This is a genomic window from Janthinobacterium sp. Mn2066 (assembly GCF_049319705.1).
Classification (GTDB): domain Bacteria; phylum Pseudomonadota; class Gammaproteobacteria; order Burkholderiales; family Burkholderiaceae_D; genus Janthinobacterium.
The window spans coordinates 268,632-286,608 of the sequence record NZ_JBMOUF010000002.1 but is presented as its reverse complement, the minus strand read 5'-3'; the positions used below and the strand labels follow the sequence as shown (position 1 = coordinate 286,608).

The window sequence follows — 17,977 nt, the reverse complement described above, 5'->3', positions numbered from 1 at the left end:
CAACAGGAAACAGGCATGACAGACACGGTTACTTCATATATCGATGCGCGTTTCGGCACGCTGGTACTGGTGCCCGGCATGAACAGCTACGCAGGCACGGCCAACTGGCAAGATACGGTGATCGACCTGCATTGCTCGCTCGACGATGCCCCATCGCTGCAGCAAGTGCTGCCCGTGGCGCACGCGCTCTGGCAGGATCAAACGGCATGGCAGGACCAGCTGCAGGCGGGCGCCATCGCGCGGCTGCTGGAACTGAAGAACAGCAGTTGGCTGGAAGAGGACGAAACGCCGCTGACGGCCGCCGATTTTACGGCGCGCATCACGCTGTTATCGGTCACCGTCTACGCCGGCGGCGGCTTTGATTTCCTCTACCACGATGGCGACCTGTTCTGGGGCCATGTGATTGAAATCAGCGGCAGCCTGGAAAACGGCGTGACGCATGCGGATATCCTGGGCTAGGGAATGCCAGCGGCACGCATCGCTTGCGGCAAGTCAACAGTCCACCGGCCTGCCGGCGCTACAGTAGCCTGATCCGCCACGCCACTGACACCATCGCCGCCATGCGCTCACTGCTCCACACCATCAGCACCATCAGGAACACCTTGTCCTTGCCAGCCAGGCTGACGCCAGCGGCGCGCAAGGAACGCCGGTCGGACCGGCGCGGACTGCCGGATCTCGATCCCGGACCGGCTGCCGTCATCGACGCCTGCACCGCCTGGCTGGGCGCGGCGCAAGACCATTCGGCGTCGGCGGACGGCGGCGTGGCCCGCGATTACAGCCTGCTGACAGGCTGGTCCAGCTCCTATCCCGAAACCACCGGCTACATCATCCCCACCATGATCGCCATGGCGCAGCACACTGGCGACGCGGCGCTGCATGCACGCGCGCGCCGCATGCTCGACTGGTGCCTGGCGATCCAGTTCGAGCATGGCGGTTTCCAGGGCGGGAAGATCGATTCCACGCCGCGCGTGGCCGTCACCTTCAATACGGGCCAGGTCCTGCTTGGCCTGGCGGCTGGCGTGACTGCGTATGGCGCCAGCTACGGCAGCGCGCTGCACCGCGCGGCCAGCTGGCTGCGCGACAGCCAGGATGCCGATGGCTGCTGGCGCCAGCATCCCACGCCGTTCGCCCAGGCGGGCGAGAAAGCCTACGAAACGCATGTGGCGTGGGGCCTGTTCGAAGCGGAGCGCGCCGCACCGGGCCATGGTTATGGCGCGGCCGGACTGCGCCAGGTCGACTGGGCGCTGGGCAAGCAGCAGCCGAATGGCTGGTTCGCATCGAACTGCCTGGACAACCCCGCCCTGCCCTTGAGCCATACCATAGGCTACGCCTTGCGCGGCCTGCTCGAAGCGCACCGGTTCTCGGCGCGTACAGACTTGCTGGACGCCGCCTTGCGCACCGGTTCCAGCATCGCCAATGCAGTAGCGGCCGATGGCTACCTGCCAGGCCGCCTGGGCCCGGAATTCCTGCCGGGAGCCGATTACGCCTGCCTGACCGGCTCCGCGCAAAATGCGCACTGCCTGTTGCTGCTGTATCAGCTGACGGGCGAACGCCGCTACCTCGACGCGGCACGCCGCCTGAACCGTTACGTGCGGCGCACCGTCGCCATTGACGGCCCGGCGCACCTGCGCGGCGGCGTCAAGGGATCGTTTCCTGTCGATGGCGATTACGGAAGCTGGTCCTACCTGAACTGGGCGGCCAAGTTCTGCATCGATGCAAACCTGCTGGAACTGGAAATACACGATGCTTGACCGGGCAAAACGCGCCATCAACGATGCACTGGCAACCTGGCGCCACGCGGCCAGCGCCAGCCAGATACGCCAGACCGGGCGTCATGTAACGCGCGCGGAACTGGCGGCCGATCTGGTGCGGCTCGGCGTGGCCGCTGGTGACACGCTGTTCATCCATTCCTCGCTGAAAAGCCTGGGCTACGTCGAAGGCGGTCCACTGGCGGTAATCCGCGCCCTGCAGGATGCCGTCGGCCCGCAAGGCAGCCTGCTGCTGCCCACCTATTATCTACCCGGCGGCACCGTGCGCGCCACCTGCGCCATGACAGGCTATGTGTTCGACCCGCGCCGCCATGGCACGCACATGGGCCGCCTGCCCGAAGCGTTCCTGGCCAGTGGCGCCATCCACCGCAGCATCCACCCTACGCATTCCGTCTCGGCCTGGGGCCGCCACGCTGCCCACCTGACCGAAGCACATCACCGCGCGCCCTCGATCTTTGGCATGGATTCACCTTGGCAGCGCTTCATCGGCTGCGAGCAGGCAAAAGTGCTGGGGCTGGGTATTTCCATGGGCCCGGTGACGTTTTACCACGCGCTGGAAGACGCCATGGGCGACGCTTTTCCCGTAGCCGTCTGGGAGCAAAAAACGGCGCTGCTGGCCTGCCGTGACCATCACGGCAAGCGCTGGAACGTGCCCGTGCGCCCCTTCGATCCCCTGGTTGCACAGCACCGCATCGACCAGCCCGGCCGCGATGACTTGCGCAAGTATTTTCAAGACGAGTTTGACGCCGCCGGCCTGCGCGCCCATGGACAGGTGGGCGATGCGGCATCGTGGTGCATCGCGGCGCAGGCGTTTTTTGATCATCTGCGCCGGCTGGCAGGCGAGCATGTGACGATTTATGCCACTGCGGCCGAACTGGCGGCGCGGCCCATCCGCGCACTATAGAAAAATATAAAAAAAAACCGCCCGGTATGATACGGGCGGTTTTCATGAGGCCAGGTCCAACATCAGGCCTGCGGACTATCGGCCTTCTTTTCGCGCGAGACAAAATACAGCAGCACGATAATGGCTGCGTACGGCAGCAGTGACAAGGCGTCCGAATGCAGGCCTGCGTAGAACGGATTGCCGTGTTCGGCCCAGTCATTCATCATCTGGTCGAAGTGCGTCAGCACGCCAGCCGTAATCGCAATGATGATACCGGCCAGCGCGCCGCCGGCGATGTAGCCGGAAGCGAGCAGCACGCCCGAGCTGCGGTCGCCCGCCAGTTGGCGCTCTTCTTCATTGAGCCTGGCATTGTGTTCCAGCTTGTTGTTGCGGCGGTCAGCCACCCAGCGCACCAGGCCACCGACAAAGATCGGCAAGGTGGACGACAGCGGCAGGTACACGCCCACCGAAAACGCCAGCGAAGGAATGCCGGCCATTTCCAGCACCACCGCGATCATCACGCCAAACAGCACCAGGGTCCACGGCAGCTGCTGGTCGAGGATGCCCTTGATAATGTAGGACATCAGCACCGCCTTCGGCGCATCATACTTTTTCACTTCCGAACCGTCCGGACGCTTGTTGTAATGGCCGTTGATACCCGGATCGACCAGGTAAGCCAGCTCGCCATCGTCCTTGACGAAGTACTTGCCGGCCGGGCCGCCCACGGTGTCGGTTTTTTGCCAGACTTTATAGGTGTTGTGGTCGGTGTCCGCTTGCGGGCCTTGCAGCTGGCCTGTCACTGTCAGTTTCGAGGCGTCGACCGTCAAGCCAGGCGCCACCTGGGCGGCCGGCACGTAGACGGTGCTCGCCTCGTTCAGCTTCAGCAGGATCGGTCCCAGGATCAGGGCCGACGACAAGGCGCCCGCCAAAATCGCGTACTGCTGCAGGCGCGGCGTGGAGCCCACCAGGTAGCCGGTCTTCAAGTCTTGCGATGTCGTGCCGGCATTGCTGGCGGCGATACACACGATGGCGCCCACCGACAAGGCGGTGACGTAGTAGCGGCCACCGGTCCAGCCCATGATCAGGAAGATCAAACAGGTAAACAGCAAGGTGGCTACGGCCATGCCCGAGATCGGGTTCGACGAGGAACCGATTTCACCGGTCAGGCGCGACGAGACGGTGGCGAACAGGAAGCCGAACACCAGGATTAGCAGCGCGCCCAGCAGATTCATGTGCAACGGCGCGGCAAAGGTGATCACGGCGATAATCGCCAGGCAGCCGATGACGACCCATTTCATCGGGATGTCCTGCTCCGTGCGCAAGGTCGAATTGGCCTTGCTGCCCTTGCCCATGCCGGCCAGGCCAGCCGACAGGCTGCGCCAGATCATCGGCATGGCGCGCACCAGCGAAATCAGGCCGCCTGCAGCGACGGCGCCCGCGCCGATATACAGCACATAGGCGCTGCGCACGTCGTCGGCACCCATTTCGCTGATCAACTTGGTGCCTGGCGAAAGCACGGTGGTCAGGCTGTCGCCGAAGAATTTGATCATCGGGATCAGGAGCAGATACGACAGCACGCCGCCAGCGGCCATGGTGGCGGCGATGCGCGGACCGATGATATAGCCCACGCCCAGCAACTCGGGCGAAATCTCGGCGCCGATCGAGCCGCCCTTCAGCGGTGCGGCGAACTCCACGCCCGGCGTATCCTTCCAGCCCTTGAACGAGATATTGAATACCTTATACAGCAAGCCCACGGCAAAACCGCCGAAGATGATCTTGGCGCGTTTCTTGGCATCCTTGGCGGCGGCCGATTCCTGGTCGATGCTTTCGCCGGCGGCGATGCGCGAATCTGCCGTCGCAGCGGCCTTCAGCACTTCGGCGCACGCCGTGCCTTCCGGGAATTTGAGTTCCTTGTGCTGGTCCACGATCATGGTGCGGCGCATCGGTATCATCATCAGGATGCCCAGCAAACCACCGAGGATACCAACCAGCATGACGCGCGAGATTTCCAGGTCGAAGCCGAGGATCAGGATGGCGGGCATGGTCACGCCCAGGCCGAAAGCGAGCGACTCGCCAGCCGAACCGGCCGTCTGCGTGATGCTGTTTTCCAGGATCGACGAATCCTTGCCGCCCACCTTCTTGGCCAGCCCGAACAGGGTGATGGCAATCACGGCGACCGGGATGGAAGCGCTGACGGTCAGGCCTACCTTCAATACCAGGTAGAGCGAGGACGCGCCGAAAACCATGCCCAGGATGACGCCCATGACCAAGGCGCGGAAAGTCATTTCCGGCAACTGTGCCTCAGCCGGGATATATGGCTTCACCGCACTCGGTATTGCATCTTTTGCCATGGATATTCCTTATCTATTAATAAATCAAAACAGCCCGGATGGGTGTCCGGGCTATTTTCTTGAAGCCGAGACTATCGCACAGGAGCGTTTCGATGAAAAGGTTTTTTGCGCCGCAGCCGCCCCTGGCAGCCCTTCGGCCGCCTTGCTCCATCGCGCTGACAAGCTGGCAACGAGCTGGGAACGGTCACGGCATTGGTCTATAATCGCTGCCATCGTGCGCCGCACGCCAACGTGAGAAATGTCTTGACTGCTTCCCGATCCGGATTCCCCTGGCCTTCGCGCCGCGCCCTGACGCGCACCGCCATCCTGGCCGTGTGCGCCGCGCTGGCCGCCGGCGTGCTGCTGGCCGCCTACCTGTTCCTGTATGTGAAACCGCGCCTGCCTGCGCTCGACGTGATCACCGATTACCAGCCGAAGATTCCGCTGCGCGTGTACACGGCCGACCATGTGCTGATCGGCGAATTCGGCGAGGAACACCGCGACTTCGTGCCGATTGCGCAAGTGCCCGAGATGATGAAGAAAGCGCTGCTGGCCATCGAGGACAGCCGCTTCTATGAACACAATGGCATCGACTTCGTGCGCGCAGCCGGCGCCGTCATGTCCAACCTGCGCCATGGCTTCGGCCACGGCGGCGGCTCGACCATCACCATGCAGGTGGCGCGCAATTTCTTCCTGACGCGCGACAAGGTCGCCTCGCGCAAGCTCAATGAAATCATGCTGGCCCTGAAGATCGAAGCGGCACTGTCGAAAGACCAGATCCTCGAGCTGTACATGAACCAGATGTACCTGGGCCAGCGCTCGTTCGGCTTTGGCAGCGCGGCGCAAACCTATTTTGGCAAACCACTGAAAGATCTGTCTATCGCGGAAATGGCCATGCTGGCCGGCCTGCCGCAAAATCCGGCGCGCCATAATCCGATCAGCAATCCGAAAAAAGCCCATGCCCGCCAGCGGCTGGTCTTGAAACGCATGCGCGAACTCGATTACATCACCGAAGGCCAGTACCAGCAGGCGCTGGCGCAGCCGCTGCGCATCAATAGCCGTGGCAATCAAGGTTTTGACACACATGCCGAATACGTGGCCGAATTGGCACGCCAGGCCGTGTACGCCAAGTTCAAGGAAGACAGCTACACCAAGGGCATCAGCGTCTACACGACGATTTTGAAGGCGGACCAGGATGCCGCCTATGAATCGACGCGCCGCAACGTGATCGCCTACGACCAGCGCCACGGCTACCGTGGCCCGGAAACCTTCATCGACCTGCCGGCCGACCAGGAAACACGCGACGACGCCATCGATGCCGCGCTGCAGCGGCGTCCCGACAGCGATGGCTTGATCGCCGCCGTCGTCACCGACGTCTCCAGCGGCAAGGTAGTGGCCGATACCGGCGATGGCGATCCCAAGACCATCAGCGGCGACGGCCTGCGCTTTGCAGCCGCCGCCCTGTCGTCGAAGGCAGGCAGCGGCATCAAGCTGCGTCCGGGCGCGGTGATCCGCCTGTCCAAGGATGGCAAGGGCAACTGGGCCATCACGCAAGTGCCGCTGGTGGCCGCCGCCTTCGTCTCGCTCGACGCGGAAACAGGCGCCTACCACGCTATGGTGGGCGGCTTTGACTACAACCTGCAGAAATTCAACCACGTCACGCAAGCCTGGCGCCAGCCCGGTTCGGCCATGAAGCCCTTTGTGTATTCGGCAGCGCTGGAAAAAGGCTTTTCACCGGCCACCCTGATCAACGACGTGCCGCTGGAAATGCAGGCCGGCGGCAAGGTCTGGGCGCCGCAGAATGACGACTTCAAGTTCGACGGCCCGATCACCATGCGCTACGCGCTGGCGCAATCGAAGAACGTCGCTTCGGTGCGCATCCTGCGCGCGCTGGGCGTGCCCTATGTGCACGAGTTCATCGAAAAATTCGGTTTCGATCCGGCCCGCCAGCCGAACAACCTGACCATGGCGCTCGGTACCGGTTCCGTCACGCCGGTGCAGATGGCGGGCGCCTACGCGCTGTTTGCCAACGGCGGCCACCAGGTCGAACCGTACCTGATCGACCGCATCGTCGACGCCAAGGGCGCCGTGCTGCTGCAGACCAAGCCGCCAGCGCCCAACGACGACAAGACCCTGGCCCTCGATCCACGCAATGCCTACGTGATGGACAGCATGCTGCGCGAAGTCACGCGCACGGGTACCGGCTCCATTGTCACCAAAAAACTGGGCCGTAACGATATCGCCGGCAAGACCGGCACCACCAGCGACGCCGTCGATGGCTGGTTCGCCGGCTACAGCGGCGGCATCGTGGCGGTGGCGTGGATGGGCTACGACGATCCGAAATCACTGGGCGGACGCGAATTCGGCGCCACCCTGGCCCTGCCCATCTGGCTCGACTACATGCACACGGCCCTGGCCACGCGCCCCGAGCAGACGCGCGCCGTGCCGGCGGGCCTGAGCCTGGTCGATGGCGAATGGCTGTACGATGAATTCATCGACATGGGCGCCGTCAAGACGCTGGACATGGATACGGAAACGCCGACCGACCCGGCCGCCGTGCCGGACACGGCGCCGCCACAGGAAACCCCGCAGGCGAATTAAGCGGAGCAGATAACAAAACACCGGCATTTGCCGGTGTTTTTTTTGGACTGTCAATTGATCAGGCGGTTACGCCGAGATACCCCCTCACCGTCCGCACCACGCTCTCGGCAAAATCATCCACATTCACCTTGGCTGCGCGGTACTTCCAGCGCTTGACGTACCAGTCCTGGAACAGGGCCAGGCAGTGCGATGACAGCAGGGTCGGATCGCCCAGCGGACGCGGTTCGATTTCGGCGATGGTGGCGGCGATCAGGGTTTGCACGTACAGCTCCGAATTTTTCGCCATGCTGCGCTGCTCCACCTGCAGCACGCGCGAGTCCATGTAGACGAAATAAAACCAGGGCTGCAAGACTTCGGACAGGTAGATCGACGAGCGTATCATCGCCTCCAGCCGGTCCAGCGGCGACTTTACGTCGACGAACATCTGCGGCAGGGCTTGCGTGGCGTGACGCACCACGTCCTCGATCATTTCGGCCAGCTGGTCCTTGCTGGCGATATAGCCATACAAGCCGCCCATCGACAGCCCTGTTTCGCGGCACAGGTCGCGCAAGCTCATGGCGCGGAAACCCACGTCATTGGCCAGGCGGAAGGTGGCGCCAAAGATGCGCTCCAGGTTTTCCAGCGCCGGCTTGCGGCGCTTGACGCCGATGCGGCCCGCGTGGCGGTCGAGGATGTATTCCCAGATGTTTTCGCCATTCAGGGGCGACATCTGCTGAAACTGTTCAAAGTTGAAATGGGTCGACAAGGGCAATCCTGGAAACGGGGTGATGGCGGCAGCTCCAATACCAATTCAGTATAAATACATACGCCGCCTGTGCGTGGCAAGCCGCCTGATTTCGGGGCAAATTATAGCGCAGGAAAACAACGTTTTAGCTTTTTAACCACGCAATTTCATGCAAGTAGTGCTACATTTAAAAAACCGAGCGCTCGCTATTTTAACTATTTGCTATCACCAAACGCATCGTCCGAATGCTGCGTGACTGTCATTGGCGCCGGTATTCGCTGCAGCTTCGACATTTCCACTATTTCACAATAACGGAGACAAAATGAAGAATCGCTTCTGGCTAGCCCTTTCCTCCCTGATCCTCTCTTGCACCATCGGCCTGCTGCCATCCACCGCCTCGGCCGCCGGCTATACGCAGACCAAGTACCCTATCGTGCTGGTGCACGGCCTGTTCGGCTTTGACAAGCTGGGCCCGGTCGAATACTTTTACGGCATTCCCGACGCCCTGCGCAGCGGCGGCGCGCAAGTCTATGTGACTACCATCTCGGCCGCCAACAGCACCGAAGTGCGCGGCGAACAATTGCTGACGCAAGTGCGCCAGATCCTGGCCGCCACGGGCGCAGCCAAGGTCAACCTGATCGGCCATAGCCACGGCGGCCCGACGGCGCGCTACGTGGCTTCCGTGCGGCCCGACCTGGTCGCTTCCGTGACCACCGTGGCCGGCGTCAACAAGGGCTCGAAAGTGGCCGATATCCTCACTGGCGCACCGAATACCAGCGCCGCCATCGGCGACGCGCTGGCCAGCCTGATCGGCATCCTGTCGGGTAACAAAGGCTTGCCGCAAAACGCGGGCGCCTCGCTGACATCGCTGTCGACAGCCGGTTCGCTGGCCTTCAACAGCCGCCATCCTCAAGGCGTACCGACCACGGCCTGCGGCGAAGGCGCTTACCAGGAGCGGGGCGTGTATTACTTTTCCTGGAGCGGCGCGCAGCCTTACACGAATGTGCTCGACATCGCCGACCCTGCGCTGGCCACCATCAGCCTGGCCTTCGGCGGCGCCAAGAACGATGGCCTGGTCAGCAGCTGCTCCAGCCACCTGGGCAAGGTGATCCGCGACGATTACGCCATGAACCACCTCGATGAAGTCAACCAGCTGGTCGGCATCGTCAACCTGTTCGAGACCAGCCCTGTCACCGTGTTCCGCCAGCACGCCAACCGCCTGCAAGGCATCGGTTTGTAAGGAGACGGCCATGCGCTCAAACACGCAACGATTCGGCATCGGCGCGCTGGTCCTGCTGCTGGCAGGCCTGGCTTATTTTCAGCTCAGGCAGGAGCCGCCTGCGCCGCCGGTGGAAAAGGCGGAACCCGATCTGTTCGCGTTTGTGCGCTCGATGGAAGGCACGCGGCCCGATGGCAATCTCACGGTCGCTGCCGGCGACCAGCTGGTGGTCGATGCGGAGCTGGGCCATCTGTTCGATTACTACCTGGCGGGCCTGGGCGAAAAGCCGCTGGCCGCCATCCGCGCCCAGATAGAACTGGAACTGGACAAGCGCCTGGCGCCTGCCCCGGCGCGCGAGGCGAAACGCCTGCTGGGCGCCTACCTGGCCTACAAGCAGGCGCTGGTCGGCGTCGAACAGACTTTACCGAAATCACAGGACATGGCGCAGGCCGCCAGCGCGCGACTGCAAGCGATGCGCCAGCTGCGCGCCACCTACTTTACACCGCAGGAAAGCGCCGGCCTGTTCGGCGCCAGCGACGCCTACGACGATGACGCCGTGGCGCGCATGACCATCCTTAGCGATACACGCCTGAGCGAAGCCCAGCAACGCGAGCAGCTCGCTGCGCTGGACGCCCGCCTGCCGCCAGGCCTGAAGGCGCAGCGCGATGCACCGCTGAAGATGGCCAGGCTGGAAGAATCGGTGCAGGCGCTGCGCGCCCAGGGCGCTGGCGAGAATGAAGTCTACCGCCTGCGCGCGGCCACCTTCACGCCGGAAGCGGCGGCCCGCCTGGCAGACCTGGACCGCGAAGAATCGCAATGGCAGCAGCGCATCGTGCTGTACCAGGCCGAAAAAGCCCGGCTGGGCCAGGATGGCGAGGCGCTGCAAAGACTGCGCGAAGCCAGCTTTACGCCAGATGAACAGCGCCGGCTGGGCGCCTACGAATAAGTCAGCGGCGCCCATGATGAAAATAATATAATTTTGTATAATTGATTCATTTCAACAGGATCAATCCAGAAAGACTGCATGTCCGATTCCTTCTCCAGCGCCATGAGCGCAGCTCCCATCCATGCAGCACCGATCCCTCCGGGCGGCGTGGACCGCGCTGCCATCCGCGCGATGCAGGCGCGCTACCGACGGGATATTACCGATGCACTAAAAGCAGGTCTGGATATCGACAAGCTGGCGCAGCAGCAGCACGAACAGATTCTGGCCTACATCGCCACGCTCGGCGAGGCTGACGCCGCCGCCTTTAAAAGCATCTACCTGGAAGAGGGGCTGGCCTTCCAGGCCGGGCCGACGCCGGCGCAGATAGCGCAGCAAATGGCAGAACAACAGGCTGCCGAAGCACAGCGCAAAAAAACCGATGCGCGTGTCAAGCGGGGCATCGTGGTCGTGATCGTATGGATCGCCATCGCCGCGTATTGGCTGTCGCGCTGACCATGACACACCTCACTGCCCGGGCAACTGCTCCAGCAGCGCCTGCGCTTCCAGCATGTCGGCACTGGCGTGCCCTTGCGTGAACGCGCCGTAAATACCCGCCAGTAGCGCATGCGCCTGGCGGGCTTCGCCCTGGCTGGCCATCAGGCGCGCCAGGCTGGTGGCGCAGCGCAGTTGCCAGCCAAGCGCACCCTGCTCGCGCGCCAGTTGCAAAGCCTCTTCCAGTTGCGCGCGCACGCGCAGCAGGCCTGCACGATCGCCCTGCTCCAGCAGTTGCCAGTCGCCGTGCGCGGCGCGGCGCAGCACTTCGGGCGCGCTCCATGGCGCCTGCCCGCTGCGCGCTCGCCGCAGCGCCGGTCCATCGACAGGTGCGTCGTGCAAGGTCACCATCACGTCGGCCTGCAGCGGCCAGCCCACGGGCACCGGCCAGGTAAAGGTCACGGGTTCGCGCACGCTGTCGAGCAGGCGCTGGTAATTCTCGCCCCAGTTGCTCCAGTACAGCAAGCCATAGCGGGCGCCGTGTTCGCGCAGCAGGTAGACCCAGGCGCGCGCCAGCACGTGCTGGCCACACCACAGGGCGACCGGGATGGCGCCAAAGGCCAGCGCCAGGCAGAGCGACACGCCATTGTGGTCGAGCCCCACCAGCACTGCTTCGCGCGCCACCGCCAAGGCCTCGTCGCTCTGGCCCATCAGCCACAGCGAGCGGCACAGATTGCCGCGCATGCAGACCTGGTAGTCGGCCAGCAGCGCACTGTTGAACCCCGTGTGGCCGCCGCCTTGCGGATGGGCGAGCACGGCGCGCGCCAGTTCCGCCGCTGCCGCGTGGCGGCCCAGCATATGTTCACTGGCCGAGGCCATGCGCGCGTGGATCAGCAGCATGGCGGGATCGTCCTTGCCATCGCACAGTACGCCGAACTGGTCGGCAAAAGCGGCGGCGCCAAAGAAATCGGCCAGCGCCATGCTGACGATCCACATGCCGCACACCGCTTCGGCGCGGCGCGGCGCGCTGGTGATGCGCATGGCCAGCACATAGCCGCGCTGGAAGGCGATCACCACTTCCTCGGTAACCCCCATCGTATGCATCAGCAAGTGGCCAAGGGTGATGCGCAGCTGCACTTCCGCCTCCACATCGTCGATGCCGTTCAGTTCCAGGTATTGCAAGGCCAGCCGCACGCGGCTGCGGTACTCATCCATCAGCGACAGCTGGTAAAACAGCGTTTGTGCGGCGATGGTCAGGCGTATGCCCAGGCGCACGTCGCCATCCTCGCCGAAGGCCCAGTCGATGGCCGAGCGCAGATCGTCCACGTGGCAGCAGTAGCGCGTGCTCCAGGTATCGGCCGCCATGCTTTCCCAGTCGTCGGCGATGGTGTCGGCCAGGCCGGCGCAATGGCGCGCATAACGCAGCGATACTTCCGCCCATGCGCTGCTGTCGGCCAGGCGCTGCGCAGCATAGGCGCGCGTGGTGTCGAGCAGGCGGTAATGCGCCTGGCGGCAGCAAAATTCGATGCTGAGCAGCGACTTGGCCGCCAGGTCCGCCACTGTGTCAAACACGTCGCGCCCCACCACGGCGGCCGCCGATTCGAGCCGGAAGCGGCTCTTGAAGACGCTTAGCGCCAGCAGCACGCTGCGCTCTTCCTCGTCCAGCAAGCCATAACTCCAGTCCAGGGTGGCGCGCAAGGTCTGGTGGCGCAGCGGCGAATTGCGCGGCCCGCGGGTGAGCAAACGCAGGCGGTCGTGCAACTGGCGCTGCAATTCATGCAGGCCGAAGTGGCCCACGCGCCCGGCCGCCAGCTCCAGCGCCAGCGGGATGCCATCGAGGCGGCGGCAGATGTCGGTAACCACGGCTACGTCGGCATCGGCCAGCACGAAACCGTCCACTACGGCCGCGCAGCGTTCGCAAAACAGCTGGACGGCGGCGAAATGGCGGGCCGCCAGCGCGTCGGGCAAGACATCGGCCGGCGGCAGTTCCAGCGCCGGCAAGCGCTGCAAGTGCTCGCTGGAGATGCGCAGCGGTTCGCGGCTGGTCGCCAGCAGGTGCAGCAGCGGCGCGCCTTTCAGCAGCGCGTCGGCCAGCGCGGCGGCGGCGGCGATCACATGTTCGCAGTTATCGAGCACGATCAGCATGTGGCGGTGCTGCAGATAGGCCAGCAGCGCAGGCATGGGTTCGTGGGCCGGCACGGCCACGCCCAGCGCCGTGGCCAGCGCCAGCGGCACCAGGTGCCCCTCGGCCAGCGGCGCCAGGTCGACGAAACAGACGCCATCCGTGTAGCGGCGCAGCACCCGCGCGGCCAGCGCGATGGCCACCGTGGTCTTGCCGATGCCGCCCGGACCGACGATGCACATCAGCCGCAATTGCAGCAGGTTGGCCGCCATCGCTTGCACGGTCTCGCTGCGCCCCACCATGCGTGTCAATACGACCGGCAGGTTGTGCTGCGGTTCGACGGGCACGCCGGGCGCGGCTTCCACCGGTCCTGCCAGCGACAGCGGCGCCAGGAAACCGTAGCCACGGCCGGGGATGGTGGTGATGTAGCGCTGCCCGTCGCGGCCATCGCCGAGCACCTTGCGCAAGGCGGCCAGGTGCACGCGCAAGGTCGCGTCATCGACCACGGCATTGGGCCAGACGATGGCCAGCAACTCCTGTTTATCGACGATCTCGCCCGCCCGCTCCAGCAAGGCCAGCAGCAAATCCATGGCCCGGCTGCCCAGGCGCAGCGCGCGTTCGCCGTCGAACAGCATGCGCTCGAGCGGCAATAGGCGAAACGGGCCGAAGACATAAGCCGGGACGGTGCTGTTCATAGTTCTTGCACGGAAAAAGGTGATTAAAGCAAGGGTGAATAAGGCAAGGTAAGTAAAGCTTGCGGGATGCAGGCAAAATGCAAGCGAGCGGGACTAGGGGCTATATAGTACCGACATTCTACCGAGCATCCGCTCTGGCCTACATGGCGCCATGTATGCATGGGCTGTTACATGGCCCCTTACATGGCATCCGCGAGCGCAGGCCGCCCTTCGGCCAGCAAGGCGGCAACCGCGGCGGCCGGTGCAGGCCGGTGCAGGTAAAACCCCTGTACCTGCTGGCAGCCGAGGCGGCGCAAATGGGCCAGCTGCTCGTCGCTTTCCACCCCTTCGGCCACCACTTGCAAGCCCAGGCCGCGCGCCAGCGCAATGGTGGAGGCGACGATCATCGCATCATTGCGGTCGATGGCAATATCGCGGATGAAGGAACGGTCGATCTTGAGCGTGTGTATCGGTAGCATCTTGATATGACTGAGGCCGGAATAGCCGGTGCCGTAGTCATCGAGCGAGATGGTCAGTCCCAGCGCGCGCAAACGGCGCAATACATTCTTGGCCTGCGAAATATCGTCGATGAAGCAGCTTTCCGTCACTTCCAGCTCCAGCAGGCCCGGCGCGATCGCATGGCGCGCCAAAGCGCGCATCACCGTTTCCGGCAGCAGCGGGTCGCGCAGCTGCTTGGCCGAAATGTTGATGGCGACGGGAGACAGGGGCAAGCCGGCCTGCCGCCATTGCGCCAGCTGGCGGCAGACGACATCGATGCTCCAGTTCCCCAGCGCCACGATGGCGTCCGTCTCCTCGGCCAGGCCGATGAATTCATTCGGGAAGATCAAGCCATGCTGCGGATGGTCCCAGCGCAGCAGCGCTTCCAGGCCCACGATACGCAACTGCGCCGTGTCGAACTTGCCCTGGTAATGAAAGCAGAATTCATTATCGCGCATGGCGGTGCCAAAGCGCCCCTGCAATTCCAGGCTGCGCGCCGACGACAGGTTCAAGGCCATGTCGTGAAAACGGAAACCATCGCGCCCGCCCGCCTTGGCCGCCGACAGGGCGCTGTCTGCGCTGGACAGCAAGGCATCGACGCTCTGTCCATCGCGCGGATACAGGGCGATGCCGATGCTGGCCGTGGCGGCGATCTCGTGGCCGGCGATGGCGGTGAAAGGCTGGCGCAGGGCCGCCAGCACGGCCGAGGCGATGGCCGCCACGCGCTCTTCCGAGGCCACTTCACTGAGCAGCACGACGAATTCATCGCCGCCCAGGCGCGCCAGCACGTCGTACTCCCGCAGCACCTGCTGCAAACGCTGCGCCGCCGCCTGCAGCAGCGCGTCGCCGGCCAGATACCCGAGGCGCTCGTTGACCTGCTTGAAACGGTCGATATCGAGATACAGCAGCGCATAGTGGTTGCGGCTGCGGCGCGCATGCAGCAGCTTGCCGCCGGCGCTTTCATAAAAGCGGCGGCGGCTCGCTACGCCCGTCAGCGCATCGTGCGCCGCCAATTGGTCGGCGCGGCTTTTTTCCTGCGCCAGCTGCAGGCTCAGGGTAATCTGCTCGCCTTCCGCCTGGCGGCGCTGCCACTGCAGGCGGCGCCGCGCGGCCAGCAGGATGGCGCCGCCCAGCGACAGCAAGGCCAGCGACAGCAGGCCCGCCTGCGTCAGATGGCGGCGGCGCACGCCGGCCAGGGCCGCCAGCACCAGCGCCTGGTCCTGGCTGACACGCACCAGCAAACCGTGCCGCGCCACCAGCCGCTGTTCCAGCAGCGGCGGCATGGCGTGGGGAGCATGGCTTTTCGGCGCCATGGTCGGCACGCCGTTTTCCATGGCCGCCAGCAGCACGCCCTGATGATTGATGATTTCTATGCGGTCGCGCGCCTTGCTGCTGATATCGCGGTAAGGGCGCAGGAAGAATGACAGGTCGGGCGGCAGTTCGGGCGCGGCGCCGAGCGCATCGTCAAGATGGGCGCCCAGGATGGTCGCCACATCATGGTTTTCGATGCGGGCGCGGTCCAGCGCCTGCTGTACCTCGTCGTCGAGACGAATCGCGGTATAGATCCAGATGCATAGCAGTAAACAGATCGTCAGGATGGCGCACAGCACGCTCCAGGCACGGCTGCCACGCCAGACGGCGCCCAGCCACGCCAGCACCATGGCCAGGCGGGGCGGGCGCAATGGCCGGTCCACGGTTGCGCGCAGCACCACTAGGCCACTAAGCAGGCAGGCGCAGCATGGCCGGCGCAGCCGATGCGCCAGCGCGCGGTAGCGTGGCAGGCGCCTGGCGCAAGCGGAAGACGCTGACGATCTGCAGCAGGTTGACGGCTTCGCCTTCCAGCGACTGCGACGCTGCCGCCGCCTCTTCCACCAGCGACGCGTTCTGCTGCGTCACCTGGTCCATCTGCACCACTGCCTGGCTGATCTGGGCGATGCCCGTGCTTTGCTCGGCGCTGGCAGCCGTGATGTCGGCCACCATGTCGCTGACGCGGCTCACCGCCTGCACCACTTCCTGCATGGTGGCGCCGGCTTGCGCCACCAGCGCCGCCCCTGCATCGACCTGCTGCGTCGAACTGGCGATCAGGGCGCGGATATCACGCGCCGCCGATGCCGAGCGCTGCGCCAGGTTGCGCACTTCGGTGGCGACGACGGCAAAGCCGCGTCCCTGCTCGCCCGCGCGCGCCGCTTCCACGGCCGCATTCAAGGCCAGGATATTCGTCTGGAAGGCCAGCATGTCGATCACGCCGATGATGTCGGCGATTTGCGCCGACGAGCTGCTGATCGCTTCCATCGTATGGATCACCTGCCCCACCGCCTGGCCGCCCCTGGCGGCGATCTGCGCAGCGCTGACGGCCAGCGCACTGGCCTGGCGCGCATTGTCGACGTTTTGCTGCACCGTCGAACTCAGTTCTTCCATGGCCGACGCCGTCTGCTCCAGCGAACTGGCCTGCTCTTCCGTTCGGGCCGACAGATCGACATTGCCCACCGCGATCTGGGTCGACGCCGTGGCGATGGTGTCGGTACCGGAACGCACCTGCTGCACGATGTCGAGCAGATTGCCATTCATGATGGACAGCGCGTCGAGCAGCTTGCCCGTTTCGTCATGCCGATGCTGGCCGAACGAGGAGGTCAGGTCGCCGGCGGCCACGGTTTGCGCCACGCCCAGCGCATATTGCAGCGGCCCGACGATGCTGCGCGTGACCAGCCAGGCGGTAACGATGGAAAACGCAATCGCCAGCGCGCTCAGGACCAGCATCATGTTGCGCGCCTCGATATACTCGTCGCGCACTTCGGCGCCCGCCACTTCCATCCGTTCATGCTGATGCGCGATCAGCGCTTCGAGCGCCGCCATGTAGCGCAGCTGGTCGTCGCGCACTTCGCCCAGCAGCATGCTGGTGGCCTCGTCGCGCGCGCCCTCGTCCAGCAGGGCCAGCACCTTGTCGCGGCCCGCATTGAAGGTGGCGCGCGCCTGCGTCACGGCCAACAGGGACGCACGGCCTTTTTCCGACAGGATGATGCGGTCAAGCTGGGCCAGGCGCTGTTCCGTGTCCGTGCCCGCCTTGGCGATGGTGTCGCGTTCGCGCGCCAAATGCTGCGGCTCCGTCATCAGCAGCAGATTGCGCGAAGAGCGGGCAATCACGTTGACATTCTTGATGATGTCATTGGCCAGCACGGTCTTCGGGTATTTGTCCTCGACGACATCGCGCATGCGCGTATCGAGGCCGGACAGGCGCAGCATGCCCAACGCAGCAGTTGCCAACAGCAAGGCGGTCAAAAAAGCAAACGACCAACGCAAGCGCGTTCCAATATTCATATCTGCTAACTTCATTCGCATCCTTCAATGTAGTGCATCGATCAAGTGCGCCAGGCCGTCATACGGAAGCTGACGACAATGGCTGCCGCCGCCTGCAACCATGGAAGGCCGGGCGCGACAGGCAAGCAGGATCAGCCGGGATGGGGCAAAAGCAGCGAGGGCGGGAGCGTGGAAACGAAATGCGGCATCACATCCGCTCCCGACGCATACGTGCTACAAGAACAAGTGTGAGTTATCTGTCAGGCAATGTCTCGTTAAGATTTGCAAAGTTTTGCTTAGGCGGCAAACCAGCCATTTTTATAATACTGTCATTTTAAACAATAAAAAGCCTCGAAACCGGCATTTCCTCACAAAACATCCCGGCCACCGCACCATGCAAAACGGCCGCACAAGGCGGCCGCTGTGGCACTAATTCATACTATTTT

12 protein-coding genes are annotated in these 17,977 nt (G+C 64.0%); 7 read left to right on the top strand and 5 right to left on the bottom strand.

What is annotated here, in order from left to right; genetic code table 11:
* Positions 1-15 precede the first annotated feature (15 nt).
* The 3 genes from ACL9RI_RS04565 to ACL9RI_RS04555 are packed head-to-tail and all read left to right on the top strand — an operon-like array spanning position 16 to position 2,673.
* Positions 16-459 carry a DUF2262 domain-containing protein gene (locus ACL9RI_RS04565; protein WP_422725394.1) on the top strand — a complete coding sequence of 148 codons (444 nt, stop codon included), beginning with the start codon at positions 16-18 and terminating at the stop codon, positions 457-459.
* A gap of 23 nt (positions 460-482) precedes the next feature.
* The gene (locus ACL9RI_RS04560; RefSeq protein WP_422725393.1) at positions 483-1,751 is read left to right on the top strand and encodes a hypothetical protein; all 1,269 of its coding nucleotides are present in this window, start codon (positions 483-485) and stop codon (positions 1,749-1,751) included.
* Positions 1,744-2,673 (top strand): AAC(3) family N-acetyltransferase, encoded by a 930-nt coding sequence (locus ACL9RI_RS04555; protein ID WP_422725392.1) that lies wholly within the window; start codon positions 1,744-1,746, stop codon positions 2,671-2,673. Before ACL9RI_RS04560 ends, ACL9RI_RS04555 begins: the two co-directional genes overlap by 8 nt.
* 62 nt (positions 2,674-2,735) lie before the next feature.
* Here ACL9RI_RS04555 and ACL9RI_RS04550 read toward each other — a convergent pair whose 3' ends face one another.
* Positions 2,736-5,003 (bottom strand): OPT family oligopeptide transporter, encoded by a 2,268-nt coding sequence (locus ACL9RI_RS04550; protein WP_422725391.1) that lies wholly within the window; start codon positions 5,001-5,003, stop codon positions 2,736-2,738.
* A gap of 243 nt (positions 5,004-5,246) precedes the next feature.
* On the opposite strand from ACL9RI_RS04550, the gene ACL9RI_RS04545 reads away from it, so the two are divergent.
* On the top strand, positions 5,247-7,583 hold the full coding sequence (locus tag ACL9RI_RS04545; RefSeq protein WP_422725390.1) for a penicillin-binding protein 1A: 2,337 nt from the start codon (positions 5,247-5,249) through the stop codon (positions 7,581-7,583).
* 58 nt (positions 7,584-7,641) lie between these two features.
* Here ACL9RI_RS04545 and ACL9RI_RS04540 read toward each other — a convergent pair whose 3' ends face one another.
* A complete protein-coding gene (locus tag ACL9RI_RS04540; protein ID WP_422725389.1) occupies positions 7,642-8,328 on the bottom strand; it encodes a TetR/AcrR family transcriptional regulator in 687 nt (228 codons plus the stop codon).
* Between the two features lie 301 nt (positions 8,329-8,629).
* On the opposite strand from ACL9RI_RS04540, the gene ACL9RI_RS04535 reads away from it, so the two are divergent.
* The 3 genes from ACL9RI_RS04535 to ACL9RI_RS04525 all read left to right on the top strand — a co-directional run bounded on the left by ACL9RI_RS04535 (position 8,630) and on the right by ACL9RI_RS04525 (position 10,964).
* Positions 8,630-9,547: a lipase family alpha/beta hydrolase gene (locus ACL9RI_RS04535; RefSeq protein WP_422725388.1), complete on the top strand. Its 918-nt coding sequence runs from the start codon at positions 8,630-8,632 to the stop codon at positions 9,545-9,547.
* Positions 9,548-9,557: 10 nt separating this feature from the next.
* On the top strand, positions 9,558-10,472 hold the full coding sequence (locus tag ACL9RI_RS04530; RefSeq protein WP_422725387.1) for a lipase secretion chaperone: 915 nt from the start codon (positions 9,558-9,560) through the stop codon (positions 10,470-10,472).
* 78 nt (positions 10,473-10,550) lie between these two features.
* Complete coding sequence (locus ACL9RI_RS04525; protein ID WP_422725386.1) at positions 10,551-10,964, top strand: hypothetical protein; 414 nt, start codon at positions 10,551-10,553, stop codon at positions 10,962-10,964.
* 12 nt (positions 10,965-10,976) lie between these two features.
* Here ACL9RI_RS04525 and ACL9RI_RS04520 read toward each other — a convergent pair whose 3' ends face one another.
* The 3 genes from ACL9RI_RS04520 to ACL9RI_RS04510 form a co-directional block, all read right to left on the bottom strand.
* Positions 10,977-13,760 carry an ATP-binding protein gene (locus ACL9RI_RS04520; RefSeq protein WP_422725385.1) on the bottom strand — a complete coding sequence of 928 codons (2,784 nt, stop codon included), beginning with the start codon at positions 13,758-13,760 and terminating at the stop codon, positions 10,977-10,979.
* A gap of 179 nt (positions 13,761-13,939) precedes the next feature.
* On the bottom strand, positions 13,940-15,946 hold the full coding sequence (locus ACL9RI_RS04515; protein ID WP_422725384.1) for a putative bifunctional diguanylate cyclase/phosphodiesterase: 2,007 nt from the start codon (positions 15,944-15,946) through the stop codon (positions 13,940-13,942).
* 10 nt (positions 15,947-15,956) lie between these two features.
* Entirely contained in the window at positions 15,957-17,552 is a 1,596-nt protein-coding gene (locus ACL9RI_RS04510) for a methyl-accepting chemotaxis protein (RefSeq protein ID WP_422725730.1), read from the bottom strand.
* Positions 17,553-17,977 lie beyond the last annotated feature (425 nt).

What these genes read in the sequence shown, in the direction of transcription:
- ACL9RI_RS04525 (WP_422725386.1), top strand. Translation starts at nt 10,551, where the DNA reads ATGTCCGATTCCTTCTCCAGCGCCATGAGCGCAGCTCCCATCCATGCA.
- ACL9RI_RS04510 (WP_422725730.1), bottom strand. Translation starts at nt 17,552, where the DNA reads ATGAATATTGGAACGCGCTTGCGTTGGTCGTTTGCTTTTTTGACCGCC.
- ACL9RI_RS04555 (WP_422725392.1), top strand. Translation starts at nt 1,744, where the DNA reads ATGCTTGACCGGGCAAAACGCGCCATCAACGATGCACTGGCAACCTGG.
- ACL9RI_RS04550 (WP_422725391.1), bottom strand. Translation starts at nt 5,003, where the DNA reads ATGGCAAAAGATGCAATACCGAGTGCGGTGAAGCCATATATCCCGGCT.
- ACL9RI_RS04530 (WP_422725387.1), top strand. Translation starts at nt 9,558, where the DNA reads ATGCGCTCAAACACGCAACGATTCGGCATCGGCGCGCTGGTCCTGCTG.
- ACL9RI_RS04520 (WP_422725385.1), bottom strand. Translation starts at nt 13,760, where the DNA reads ATGAACAGCACCGTCCCGGCTTATGTCTTCGGCCCGTTTCGCCTATTG.
- ACL9RI_RS04565 (WP_422725394.1), top strand. Translation starts at nt 16, where the DNA reads ATGACAGACACGGTTACTTCATATATCGATGCGCGTTTCGGCACGCTG.
- ACL9RI_RS04535 (WP_422725388.1), top strand. Translation starts at nt 8,630, where the DNA reads ATGAAGAATCGCTTCTGGCTAGCCCTTTCCTCCCTGATCCTCTCTTGC.